The organism is Xanthomonas translucens pv. undulosa, assembly GCF_017301775.1.
GTDB classification, from domain to species: Bacteria; Pseudomonadota; Gammaproteobacteria; order Xanthomonadales; family Xanthomonadaceae; genus Xanthomonas_A; species Xanthomonas_A translucens.
The window spans coordinates 4,496,944-4,508,918 of sequence record NZ_CP063993.1 but is presented as its reverse complement, the minus strand read 5'-3'; the positions used below and the strand labels follow the sequence as shown (position 1 = coordinate 4,508,918).

The window sequence follows — 11,975 nt, the reverse complement described above, 5'->3', positions numbered from 1 at the left end:
CATGAGCGCCGTGCCCGACGACATCGCTGCTGACTTCATCATCGAGGCCCAGGAAATCCTGGACCGGCTCGGCGAGCAACTGGTGTCGCTGGAGCATGCGCCCGAGGACAGCGAGCAGCTCAACGCGGTGTTCCGCGGTTTCCATACGCTCAAGGGCGGCGCTGGATTTCTGGCGATCAACGCCATGGTCGAGCTGTGCCACGCCGCCGAGGACACCCTGGGCCAGGCGCGCGCCGGCCAGGCCACACTGCAGGCGCGGCACTTCGACGCCGCGCAGCAGTCGCTGGACTACCTGCAATCGATGCTCGACGCGTTCGGCAGCGGCAGCGAACCGCCGCGCGCGCCGCAACAGCTGATCGCGCAGTTTGCGACCAGCGGCGAAGAAACCGCCGTGCCGTCGGGACCCGGGACTCGGGACTCGGGACCCGGCAAAAGCGCTGCACATGCAGCGGCCAGTTCCGCCGATTCCGAATTGATCAGCGACGACGAATTCGAAGCCCTACTGGACAACTTGCACGGTGCCGCTCCCGGCGCCGGAGCGCAGCTTTCACGAGTCCCGAGTCCCGAGTCCCGAGTCCCGCCCGCGCCGAAGGCCGCGGCGGCGCCCACCAAGAGCGCCGAACCCGAACAGACCGTGCGCGTGGACACCAAGCGTCTGGACGCGATCGTCAACCTGATCGGCGAACTGGTGCTGTCGCGCAACCGGCTCAAGACCCTGCGCGTGCGGCTGCGCGACGAAGAACTGGACCGCGCGGTCAGCAGCCTGGACATCGCCACCTCGCGCCTGCAATCGGCGGTGATGCGCACCCGCATGCAGCCGGTCGGCAAGGTGTTCTCGCGCTTCCCCAAGGTCGCGCGCGACGTCGCCCGCTCCCTGAACAAGGAAGTGGACCTGGAACTGATCGGCGCCGACACCGAACTCGACCGCAACCTGGTCGAGGCGCTGGCCGATCCGCTGGTGCACCTGGTGCGCAACGCGATCGATCACGGCATCGAGACGCCGGCGCTGCGCGAAGCCACCGGCAAGCCGCGCGGCGGCCATGTGCGCCTGTCGGCGCAGCAGGAAGGCGACTACGTCAGCATCGAAGTACAGGACGACGGCGCCGGCATCGACCCCGAACGCCTGCGGCAGAAGGCGCGCGAGAAGGGTCTGATCGATCCGGAAGCCGCCGCGCGCCTGACCACCGAGGAGTGCCTGCACCTGGTGTTCCTGCCCGGTTTCTCGACCAAGGCCGAAGTCACCGACATCTCCGGCCGCGGCGTCGGCATGGACGTGGTGCAGTCGCGCATCCGCGAACTCAGCGGACAGATCCAGATCCAGTCCGAACTCGGCCGCGGCAGCCGCTTTCTGATCCGCGTGCCGCTGACCCTGGCGATCCTGCCGACCCTGCTGGTGCAGGCCGGCGACACCGTCTATGCGCTGCCGCTGGCACGCGTGGTGGAAGTGCTGCACGCGCCGCGCCGCGCGCTGGGCTGGTTCGACGGCCGCGCCGTGCTGGACCGGCAATCGCACACCTTGCCACTGGTGGACCTGCGCCACTGGTTGAACATCGAAGCGCCGGAACTGCCGCTGCTGACCGTGGTGGTGCTACAGGCCGGCGAATCGCGCATGGGCCTGGTCGTGGACCAGGTCCGTGGCCGCGAGGAAGTGGTGATCAAACCGCTGCCGCGCGCACTGCGCGGCCTGCCCGGCTACGCCGGCGCGACCCTGATCGGCGATGGCCGGCTGGCGCTGATCCTGGATGTGGACGGGTTGAAGAGCTGAGCGACTCGGGACTCGGGACTCGGGACTCGGGACTCGGGACTCGGGACTCGGGACTCGGGACTCGGGATTGATGATTTCCCGGGGTAAATCGATGTCAAGCGATTTGATGCAAAAAGGGCCGATTTTTTTAAAAAAAAGTGGCTTTTTTTGCAGCTCCGGCGCAGCTGCTTTTTCTGTAGGAGGGGCTTCAGCCCCGACGCCTTACCGGTAAGGCGTCGGGGCTGAAGCCCCTCCTACAGAAAAGCAGAAATGCGCCGAACTTGCGAAAATCCCGAGTCCCGAGTCCCGAGTCCCGAGTCCCGAGTCCCGAGTCCCGAGTCCCGAGTCCCGAGTCCCACCATCAAGTCCCTCCCCTCGCTGCCGATAGTTTCTGCATGGACAAACTCAGTCTCATTGGCTTGCTGTTGGCGATCGCTTCGCTGGTCGGCGGCAGCATCCTCAAGGGCGCCGGCGTCTCGGCGCTGTGGTCGCCGGCCGCGTTCGTGATCGTGATCGTCGGCACCATCGCCGCGATCCTGGTGCATACCCCGCCGGCGGTGTTCAAGCGCGCGTTCCAGATCGCCAAGTGGATCCTGCATCCGCCGTCCAGCGATCGCCAGGCGCTGCTGCAGCAGATCGTGGAGTGGAGCAACATCGCCCGCCGCCAGGGCCTGCTCGGCCTGGAGAACCAGGTGCAGCAGCAGCACGACCCGTTCGTGCGCAAGGGCCTGCAGATGCTGGTCGACGGAGTGGAGCCGGAATCGATCCGGCACATGCTGGAGATCGACCTCGACGGCCAGGAGCACTGCGACCTGGCCGCGGCGAAGGTGTTCGAAGGCATGGGCATCTACGCGCCGACGATGGGCATCATCGGCGCGGTGCTGGGCCTGATCGCGGTGATGAAGAACCTCGCCGACCCGAGCAAGCTCGGCCACGGCATCGCTGCCGCGTTCACCGCCACCATCTACGGCATCGCCTCGGCCAACCTGCTGTTCCTGCCGATGGCCAGCAAGCTCAAGAGCGTGATCAAGCACAGCAGCGGCGAGCGCGAAATGATCATCGAAGGACTCATCGCCATCGCCCAGGGCGAGAACCCGCGCAACATCGAATCGAAGCTGGCCGGCTTCTTGCATTGACCCCACGACTATGGCCCGCAAGCGTCAGCACGAAGATCACGTCAACCATGAGGCATGGGCCATCCCCTATGCCGATCTGATGACGTTGCTGCTCGCTTTCTTCGTGGTGATGTACGCGCTGTCCACGGTCAACGAGGCCAAGTACCGGGTCATGGCCGATGCGATGAGCACCGCCTTCGGCGGCGCGCCGCGGACGATGAGCCCGGTGCAGGTCGGCGAACACTTGATGCAGGGCCAGGGCGGCGCACGCCCGACCCCGATCAAGTCCAGCCCCGCGCTGTCCCTGCCCGACCCGAACCGGCTGCCGTCGGCCTCGCCGCTGCGCGCGCCCGCCGCGCTGCGCGACGAGGACCAGTTGCGCCGCGCACAGCGCCAGCTCGACGGCATCGCCGACCGGCTCGGCGCCGCGCTGGCGCCGCTGATCCAGAAGAATCTGATCAGCGTACGCCATGCCGGACTGTGGATCGAAGTGGAGATCAACAGCGACATCCTGTTCGGCTCCGGCTCCGCCTCGCTGGACCAGAGCGCCCGCGCCACCTTGGCGCAGCTGGCGCAGGTGCTGGTGCCGGTACCCAACGGCGTGCGCGTGGAGGGCTATACGGACAACAGCCCGATCGCCACCGTGCAGTTCCCGTCGAACTGGGAACTGTCGGCGGCGCGCGCGGCCAGCGTGGTGCATCTGTTCGCCGACCAGGGCCTGCAACCGTCGCGGCTGTCGATGATCGGCTACGGCGAGTTCCGCCCGCGTGCCGACAACGACAGCCAGGCCGGGCGCAATGCCAACCGCCGCGTGGTGCTGGTGATCCTGGCCGATGCCGGCGGTCCCGATAGCGGCAGCGACCCGGCGCCCGGCGCCGCGGCCGGCACCCCGTCGCCGCAAGACCGATCGACCCATACCGCCGGCGCCGCGCCGGCGACCCCGCTACATGCCGTCGCGGCGGCTGCCGGCCATGCCGGCCAGCCCCGCGCGGTACCTGCCGCCATTGAAGGAGTGAACTGATGCGCATCTGGGCGATTGCCAACCAGAAGGGTGGCGTGGGCAAGACCACGACCACGCTGGCGCTGGGCCGCGGCCTGGCCATGCTCGGCCACCGCGTGCTGATGCTGGATCTCGATCCGCACGCCTCGCTGACCCGCGCCTTCGACGTGCCGCAGGACCCGCCGCCGAACGGCGTGCTCGACCTGTTCGCCACGCCGCCGAACGACCTGGCCGCGCTGGCCCGCACCAGCGCCATCGAGCGCCTGAGCTATGTCTGCGGACAGACCGCACTGGCCACGCTGGAGCGGCGCAGCGCCAACCAGCCCGGGCTGGGCCTGGCCCTGCAGCAGGCGATGGCACGGCACGCCGGCCAGCACGACTACATCCTGCTCGACTGCCCGCCGACCCTGGGCCTGCTGATGATCAACGCGCTGGCCGCGGCCGACCGGGTGATCATCCCGACCCAGGCCGAGCCGCTGGCGCTGCACGGCCTGGCCAGCATGGTCCGCACCGTGGACATGGTCGAGCGTTCGCGCCGCCGTCCGCTGCCCGCCTCGATCCTCCCGACCCTGTTCGACAAGCGCACCCGCGCCGGCAACGACACCCTGCGGCAGATGCAGGACAGCTACGGCGAGCGGGTCTGGGAAGACGCGATCCCGGTCGACACCAAGATCTGCAACGTCAAGGCGTTGACGGTGGCCGGCGTCCCCGGCGACTACCCCGGCCGCGGCCTGGCCGCCTACCGGCGCGCGCTGGAATGGCTGGTCGCCAGCGACGTGGCGCCGATGGAGCAGGCCGCATGAACACCCCTGGGGTCATCGACGATTATCTGGAAGGCCTGCTGCACGACGTGATCGCCGAGGAGCAGGACGCCGCACGCCAGCCCACACTCCCCGCGGCCAGCGCCGCAGCGGCGCCGGAACCGGCGCACGCCGCCGACGCGCCCGCGCCGGGGGTCCCCTCCGCGGAGGACATCGCCGCCGCGGTGCTGGCCGAAGCCGATTCCGATCCGGCACTGGCCGGCATCATGTCGCAGCAGGCCACGGTGTCCAGGCCGGCCGGCCCCACCCCGGAAGAACTCGCCGCCGCCGTGCTGGCCGAAGCCGACGCCGATCCGGCACTGGCCGGCATCATGTCGCAGCAGGCCCTGGCGCCCAAGCCGGCCGGCCCAACCCCGGAAGAACTCGCCGCCGCCGTGCTGGCCGAAGCCGACGCCGATCCGGCACTGGCCGGCATCATGTCGCAGCAGGCCCTGGCGCCCAGGCCGGCCGGCCCAACCCCGGAAGAACTCGCCGCCGCCGTGCTGGCCGAAGCCGACGCCGATCCTGCGCTGGCCGGCATCATGTCGCAGCAGGCCCTGGCGCCCAAGCCGGCCGGCCCAACCCCGGAAGAACTCGCCGCCGCCGTGCTGGCCGAAGCCGACGCCGACCCGGCGCTGGCCGGCATCATGTCGCAGCAGGCATCGTCGGCCGCCGAGCGCGACGCCGATCTCGAGGTGGTCGCGGCAATGGAGATGCAACGTGCCGCCGCGCCGCCACGCGACTTGGCCGCCGAAGACGATGCCGCCGCCGCGCGCGCGACCAAGCGCCCGGCAATGGGGGTGCCGCCGGAACGCCGCGTCGAGGCAGAGCGCGCGCAAGCGGCAGGCGTGCGCCTGCCACCCAACCTGCAGGCGTTCATGGCACCGAGCGTGCCGCACGAAGCCTCCCCGCACCAGCGCCGCGCGCCGGACCGCAGCACCCGCTGGCTGCGCCTGCGCTGCGGCGAACAGGCCTATGCACTGGAACTGCTGAAGGTGCAGGAAGTGGTGCTGCCGGTTCCGTTGCTGGCCTTGCGCGGCACCCCGCCGGCGATGCTGGGCATCATGAACCTGCGTGGCCAGGTAGTACCCGTGATCGACCTGGGCATCCACCTGGGCGCCGCGCCGATCGAGATAGACATGCTGACCCGAGTGGTGGTGCTGGAAGAGAACGGCGAGACCTTGGGCCTGCGCGTATCCGCGGTCGAGGACGTGGCCAGCCTCACCGACCAGCAGATCGAGCCGCCAGACAACGCCCGCATCTGCCGCATCTCCAACCACCTGTTCCGCGGCGTGGCGCGGCTGGCGCAGCAGCCAATGATCCTGCTCGACGCCGAGCAGCTGCTGCACTGAAACCAGGCGCATGGTCCCGCTGCGCCTTGACGCCTGCGGGTCGCGCAGCAGCTCGTTGCGCTAAGCGAGCGCGTCACCCAGCCGTCTCCCGCGTGTCCGGCAAGGCCTGGCGCGCGCCCGTGGCGGCAGCACCCGGGCGCGGCCCCGCGCCGCGCCAGCGGCGATGTCCCCCGGCATCGCCGGGCGGCAACTGCCAACCCTGCCGCACTTTCCCGATGCGCCGCTAAAGCTTCCCGCGTATTGGCCGTTATCTGCCCTAGAACAATTCCGTGCGGAGCAATGATGAGCACAGTCACCCTTGGCGAAGATCTCGGCATCGAGACCAGCGCCGACCTGAAACAACGGCTGACCCCGTTCCTGGCGTCGGCCGACGAGCTGCAGTTGGACGCCGGCGAGGTCCGCCGCATCCATACCGCATCCGTGCAGGTGCTGTACGCATTCGTCGATGCCCGTCGGCAGGATGGCAAAAGCACGGTGTTCGCGGCCTGCAACGACACGTTCCGCGACGCGGCACGCCTGCTAGGGGTCAGCGCATCGCTGGGCCTTCCTGCAACCCCTGACAACCTGAAATCTGTGGAGAACGCGGCATGAGCGCACGTATCTTGGTGGTGGACGACTCGGCGTCGATGCGCCAGATGGTCTCCTTTGCCCTCACTTCGGCCGGGTTCGCGGTCGAGGAAGCCGAAGACGGCCAGGTCGCCCTCGGCCGCGCCCAGGGCCAGCGCTTCAACGCGGTGGTCACCGACGTCAACATGCCCAACATGGACGGCATCTCGCTGATCCGTGCGCTGCGCCAGCTGCCGGACTACAAGTTCACGCCGATGCTGATGCTGACCACCGAGTCGGCGGCGGACAAAAAGTCCGAAGGCAAGGCCGCCGGCGCCACCGGCTGGCTGGTCAAGCCGTTCAACCCGGAACAGCTGATCGCCACCGTCCAGAAAGTCCTGGGCTGATTCCCTCTCCACCCTTTTCCGGATTCCCCGCCCATGAGCATGGACCTGCAACGTTTCCACGCCACCTTCTTCGAGGAAAGCCGCGAAGGGCTGGACGCGATGGAAGCCGGATTGCTGTCGCTGGAAGAAGGCAACCGCGACCCTGAAACGATCAACTCGGTGTTCCGCGCCGCGCACTCGATCAAGGGCGGCGCCGCCACCTTCGGCTTCGAGGCGATGGCCGGCCTGACCCACGTGCTGGAGACGCTGCTCGACGAGCTGCGCTCGGGCAAGCGCGAGGTGGAAGCGCACGCGATCGACGCGATCCTGGGCTCGGTGGACGTGCTACGCGCATTGCTGCGCGAAGCCGAGCACGGCACCCCGGCCGATCAGGTCGCGGTCAAGGCCGTGCACGACCGCCTGCAGCAGGCGCTCAACGGCAATGCTGCCGCCGCGCCCGTGGCGACCCCGGCCGCCAACCAGCCGGCCGAGCCGGAAGCCTGGCAGATCGGCTTCACCCCGGCGCCGTCGCTGTTCATGAGCGGCAACGACCCGCTGCGCATCATCCGCGAACTCGAACACCTCGGCCCGCTGCAGGTCGCCTGCCGCACCGCGCGCCTGCCCGGCTTCAGCGACCTCGACCCGCTCGAGGCCTATCTGGCCTGGGACCTGGGCCTGGTCGGCAAGATCCCGCGCAGCGCGATCGAAGACACTTTCGCCTGGGTGATCGACGATTGCGAACTGGACATCCGCGCGGTGCCGCCGCCGAGCCTGGCCAACGCGCCCGCCCCGACCCTGGCGCAGCCGCCGGCCAGCGCCACCGCCGCGCCGGCCGCCGCCGTCGCCGCCAATGCGCCGGCCGGCAACGCCGCCGCCGCGCACGAAGCGGAAAGCTCGATCCGGGTCAGCGTCGACAAGGTCGATGCGCTGATCAACCTGGTCGGCGAACTGGTCATCACCCAGGCCATGCTCAAGCAGGTCTCCGGCGACCTCGACCCGGCCCACGCCGAACGCCTGTTCGCCGGTCTGGACCTGCTCGAACGCAACACCCGCGACCTGCAGGAAGCGGTGATCGGCGTGCGCATGCTGCCGGTGGACGCGGTGTTCCGCCGCTTCCCGCGCCTGGTCCGCGACCTGTCCAGCCGCCTCGGCAAGCAGGTGCGGCTGCGCACCATCGGCGAAGGCACCGAGCTGGACAAGGGCCTGATCGAGAAGATCGCCGATCCGCTGGTGCACCTGGTGCGCAATTCGATCGACCACGGTCTGGAAATGCCAGAAGCGCGCCGCGCCGCCGGCAAGGACGAGACCGGCACCATCACCCTGGCCGCCTCGCACCAGGGCGGGCACATCGTCATCGAAGTCAGCGACGACGGCGCCGGCCTCAACCGCGAGCGCATCCTGGCCAAGGCCACCGAGCGCGGCCTGAGCGTGCCGGACAACCCGACCGACGCGCAGGTGTGGGACCTGATCTTCGCCCCCGGCTTCTCCACTGCCGACGCCGTCACCGACCTGTCCGGCCGCGGCGTGGGCATGGACGTGGTCCGCCGCAACATCCAGGGCCTGGGTGGCGAAGTGCAGCTGGAAAGCAACTCCGGCCGCGGCACCCGCGTGCTGATCCGGCTGCCGCTGACCCTGGCGATCCTGGACGGCATGACCGTGTCGGTCGCCGGCGAAACCCTGATCCTGCCGCTGGCCTACGTGCTCGAAGCGCTGCAGCCGCAGCCTGACGACATCCGCAGCATGGCCGGCGAAGGCCGCGTGCTGCGGGTCCGCGGCGAATACCTACCGATACTGTCGCTCAGTGATTCCTACGGCTACGGCCGTACCGAGCAGGCCGAGCCGCTGGTGGTGGTGGTCGAGGCCGACGGCCAGAAGATCGCGCTGGAAGTGGACGAACTGGTCGGCCAGCAGCAGGTGGTGGTCAAGAACATCGAGAACAACTACCGACGCATCGGCGGCATCTCCGGCGCCACCATCCTCGGCGACGGCCGCGTCGCCCTGATCGTGGACATCGGCGGACTGGTGCGTTCGCTGAAGGTGCCGCAAGCGGCCTGAGCGCAGCGGCACACGCACCGACGGCGACGCGGCGTCGCGTCGCCGGCTAAAGAAATCGCGGACGAAGCCGTTGCTTAAAGGACAAGCGGCATCCTGGACGGGTCACCGGCGTCATGACCCAAGCGAGTCCGTCCAGACCAAATTGAGGTTGGCGTCCGGTTCGGTGCAATGCCGACCAGGCCCAGGGCCTGACGCCTACTCACGGATGCGCCTGATGCATACCGTGAAGCTCCCGAAGATCAGGTAGCCGACCACGCCTTCCCGTTCGTTCCGCTTTAGCGGCATCGCGCGCGCAACGCACAGGCTGCAGCGGCCATGCAGCAGGCCGCATGCGCCCAGCGAATGCGCCCCGAGAATGCCAGCCGTGTCATTGCCGCAGAGAAAACGCAGACCCGACGCCGTCGCTGACAGCCAAGGTTTCATCTCTCCCGACGCAACGACCGCCACGCCACGGAGCACACAGGCGCCGCCCCGTCTCCATGGGGATGCCGCCTTGCGTTGCGGCCGTCATCCAATTGCTGCATGGACGCCGCAAACGCAACTGTCACCCTCACCTCAGCCGCTCCCCCTGTCCCTGGTTTTACTGGAATCTCTTCATGAATGCACTTCTGCAACGCTACAACGTCGGCCGCCGGCTGACGCTGGCCTTCGGTCTTTTGATCCTGCTGTCCTGCTCGCTGGTGGCCGCCGGTGTCGCAACCATCGCCAAAGCACGCGGCCAGATCGACGGCATCGTCAACGTCAACATGGAAAAGATCCGGCTATGGGGCGAGCTGCTGGATGCCAACAGCAGCATCTCGATCGCGTTGCGCGACCTGTCCATGGCCAAGGATGCCGACGACATGGCCACGGCCAAAGCGACCATCGACAGCCAGCGCCAGCGCTACAACAGCAACCGCGATGTGCTGTTCGCCACCTCCACCGATGCGCAGGGCATGAAGAACCGCGCAATCGTGACCAAGCAGCGTGACATCGCCCGCATCTCGAACGATGCGATCATCGCCAGCGCCATGACAGGCCGCCAGGCCGAGGCGCAAGCGATGCTGATGGGGCCTGGTGGCGCAGCGATGAACGCCTGGCAAAAAGCGATCCGCGACTGCGTTTCCAGCCAGCGCAGGAAGGCCACCCTCGCCTACACCTCGGCAACCCAGGCAATGGTCAACGGGCGCAATACGCTGATCGCCGGAGGCGTCGGCGTGCTGTTGGTGAGCAGCCTGCTGGCCTGGGCGATCACCCGCAGCCTGACCCAGCCGCTGGAGCGCGCCACCCGCGCCGCCGAGGCGATCGCCGACGGCCGCCTGGACAACGACGTCGGCACCCAGGGGCGCGACGAACCGGCCCGCCTGTTGCACGCAATGCAACGCATGCAGGCGCAGTTGCAACGTTTTTCCAGCGAAACCACGCTGATGATCGAACTGCACGCCGACAAGGACATGAGCCATCGCATGCCGCTGGATTTCCCCGGCGTCTACGGCGACCTGAGCAAGGGCATCAACACCATGATGTTCGAGCACCTGGACGCCATCGTCGATGCGATCGCGGTGCTCAACGAATACGCCAACGGCGACCTGCGCCGCGACGCGCGGCGCCTGCCGGGTAGCCGCGTGGTGCTGCACGAATCGATGGACGCGGCCAAGGCCAGCCTGCTGGCGATCAACACCGAGATCAAGCGTCTGGCCGCCTCAGCCGCCGCCGGCGACTTCAGTGTCCGCGGCGATGCAGAGCACTTCCAGCACGACTTCCGCCTGATGGTGCAGGACCTCAACGCCATGATGGAGAACAGCGACCGCAACCTGGGCACGTTGTCCGAACTGCTGCGATCCCTCGCCGCCGGCGACCTGACCGCACGCATGCACGGCGAGTTCCAGGGCGTGTTCGCTACAATGCGCGACGACGCCGACACCACGGTCGCACAACTGACCGGGATCATCGGCGGCATCCAGACCGCCGCAGTCAGCATCAACGCCGCCGCCAGCGAGATCGCCACCGGCAACGACGACCTGTCGCGCCGCACCGAGCAGCAGGCCGCCAGCCTGGAAGAAACCGCCGCGTCGATGGAAGAACTGACCTCCACGGTCAAGCAGAACGCCGAGCATGCGCGCCAGGCCAACCAGCTCGCCGTCGGCGCCGCATCGGTCGCCTCGCAGGGTGGCGAGGTGGTCAGCCAGGTGGTCACCACGATGAGCGGTATCGAGACCTCCTCGAAGAAGATCGCCGACATCATCTCGGTGATCGACGGCATCGCCTTCCAGACCAATATCCTCGCCCTCAATGCCGCAGTGGAAGCGGCGCGTGCCGGCGAACAGGGCCGCGGCTTTGCCGTGGTCGCCAGCGAGGTGCGTACGCTGGCCCAGCGCTCGGCCGGCGCCGCCAAGGAGATCAAGAGCCTGATCGACGACTCGGTCACCCGCGTCGCCGAAGGTTCGACGCTGGTGCGCCAGGCCGGCCAGACCATGACCGAGATCGTGTCCTCGGTGCAGCGCGTCACCGACATCATGGGAGAGATCTCCGCCGCCTCGCAGGAGCAGTACGCCGGCATCGAGCAGGTCAACCAAACCGTCACCCAGATGGACGAAGCCACCCAGCAGAACGCGGCGCTGGTGGAGGAAGCGACCGCCGCGGCGCGCGCGATGGACGACCAGGCTGGGCAGCTCAGCGCGGCCGTCGCGATATTCAGACTCGACGACCACCTGCAGGGCACGGCGGTACCGAGCCGGACAGCGGCCGCGGTGAAGGCGCTACCGAAGCGACCTGCGCCGGCGAGCGGCATGCGCACGCCAGCCGTTCGCGCGATTCACGGCAATCGCATCGCCGCCCACCCTGCGACCAACACGGATTGGCAAACGTTCTGATGGAGTGCCAGCCGGGCGGTTCGCCTGGCTGCATGCTCGCCACCAGCCTCGCATGAACGCCGACGCATCATCGCAAGCCTGCAGCGCGTAGGGAACGCACTCGGCCAAGGTCGGGAGTCGCCCTA

9 protein-coding genes are annotated in these 11,975 nt (G+C 68.5%); all 9 read left to right on the top strand.

Annotated features, from left to right (window positions below; translation table 11 throughout):
• Position 1 precedes the first annotated feature (1 nt).
• The 9 genes from ISN38_RS19285 (at position 2) to ISN38_RS19245 (ending at position 11,850) form a co-directional block, all read left to right on the top strand.
• A complete protein-coding gene (locus ISN38_RS19285; protein WP_003470187.1) occupies positions 2-1,765 on the top strand; it encodes a chemotaxis protein CheA in 1,764 nt (587 codons plus the stop codon).
• 374 nt (positions 1,766-2,139) lie between these two features.
• Positions 2,140-2,880 (top strand): flagellar motor protein, encoded by a 741-nt coding sequence (locus tag ISN38_RS19280; RefSeq protein ID WP_003470913.1) that lies wholly within the window; start codon positions 2,140-2,142, stop codon positions 2,878-2,880.
• 10 nt (positions 2,881-2,890) lie between these two features.
• Positions 2,891-3,880, top strand: coding sequence for a flagellar motor protein MotD (gene motD, locus ISN38_RS19275; protein ID WP_003470911.1), 990 nt, complete (start codon positions 2,891-2,893; stop codon positions 3,878-3,880).
• Positions 3,880-4,662: a ParA family protein gene (locus tag ISN38_RS19270; RefSeq protein ID WP_003470909.1), complete on the top strand. Its 783-nt coding sequence runs from the start codon at positions 3,880-3,882 to the stop codon at positions 4,660-4,662. The genes motD and ISN38_RS19270 overlap by 1 nt, the downstream gene beginning before the upstream one ends.
• The gene (locus tag ISN38_RS19265) at positions 4,659-6,011 is read left to right on the top strand and encodes a chemotaxis protein CheW (RefSeq protein ID WP_047324962.1); all 1,353 of its coding nucleotides are present in this window, start codon (positions 4,659-4,661) and stop codon (positions 6,009-6,011) included. The genes ISN38_RS19270 and ISN38_RS19265 overlap by 4 nt, the downstream gene beginning before the upstream one ends.
• Before the next feature lie 282 nt (positions 6,012-6,293).
• Positions 6,294-6,602, top strand: a complete 309-nt coding sequence (locus ISN38_RS19260; RefSeq protein WP_003470904.1) for an STAS domain-containing protein — start codon at positions 6,294-6,296, stop codon at positions 6,600-6,602.
• Entirely contained in the window at positions 6,599-6,964 is a 366-nt protein-coding gene (locus ISN38_RS19255; RefSeq protein ID WP_003470902.1) for a response regulator, read from the top strand. The genes ISN38_RS19260 and ISN38_RS19255 overlap by 4 nt, the downstream gene beginning before the upstream one ends.
• 33 nt (positions 6,965-6,997) lie before the next feature.
• The gene (locus ISN38_RS19250) at positions 6,998-8,998 is read left to right on the top strand and encodes a chemotaxis protein CheA (protein ID WP_206711983.1); all 2,001 of its coding nucleotides are present in this window, start codon (positions 6,998-7,000) and stop codon (positions 8,996-8,998) included.
• Between the two features lie 596 nt (positions 8,999-9,594).
• Entirely contained in the window at positions 9,595-11,850 is a 2,256-nt protein-coding gene (locus tag ISN38_RS19245; protein ID WP_058361717.1) for a methyl-accepting chemotaxis protein, read from the top strand.
• Positions 11,851-11,975: the final 125 nt, after the last annotated feature.

Bases quoted from the DNA above. Each gene is read 5' to 3' on its own strand.
- ISN38_RS19280 (WP_003470913.1), top strand. From the start codon at position 2,140: ATGGACAAACTCAGTCTCATTGGCTTGCTGTTGGCGATCGCTTCGCTG.
- ISN38_RS19245 (WP_058361717.1), top strand. From the start codon at position 9,595: ATGAATGCACTTCTGCAACGCTACAACGTCGGCCGCCGGCTGACGCTG.
- ISN38_RS19265 (WP_047324962.1), top strand. From the start codon at position 4,659: ATGAACACCCCTGGGGTCATCGACGATTATCTGGAAGGCCTGCTGCAC.
- ISN38_RS19270 (WP_003470909.1), top strand. From the start codon at position 3,880: ATGCGCATCTGGGCGATTGCCAACCAGAAGGGTGGCGTGGGCAAGACC.
- ISN38_RS19260 (WP_003470904.1), top strand. From the start codon at position 6,294: ATGAGCACAGTCACCCTTGGCGAAGATCTCGGCATCGAGACCAGCGCC.
- ISN38_RS19285 (WP_003470187.1), top strand. From the start codon at position 2: ATGAGCGCCGTGCCCGACGACATCGCTGCTGACTTCATCATCGAGGCC.
- ISN38_RS19250 (WP_206711983.1), top strand. From the start codon at position 6,998: ATGAGCATGGACCTGCAACGTTTCCACGCCACCTTCTTCGAGGAAAGC.
- motD (WP_003470911.1), top strand. From the start codon at position 2,891: ATGGCCCGCAAGCGTCAGCACGAAGATCACGTCAACCATGAGGCATGG.
- ISN38_RS19255 (WP_003470902.1), top strand. From the start codon at position 6,599: ATGAGCGCACGTATCTTGGTGGTGGACGACTCGGCGTCGATGCGCCAG.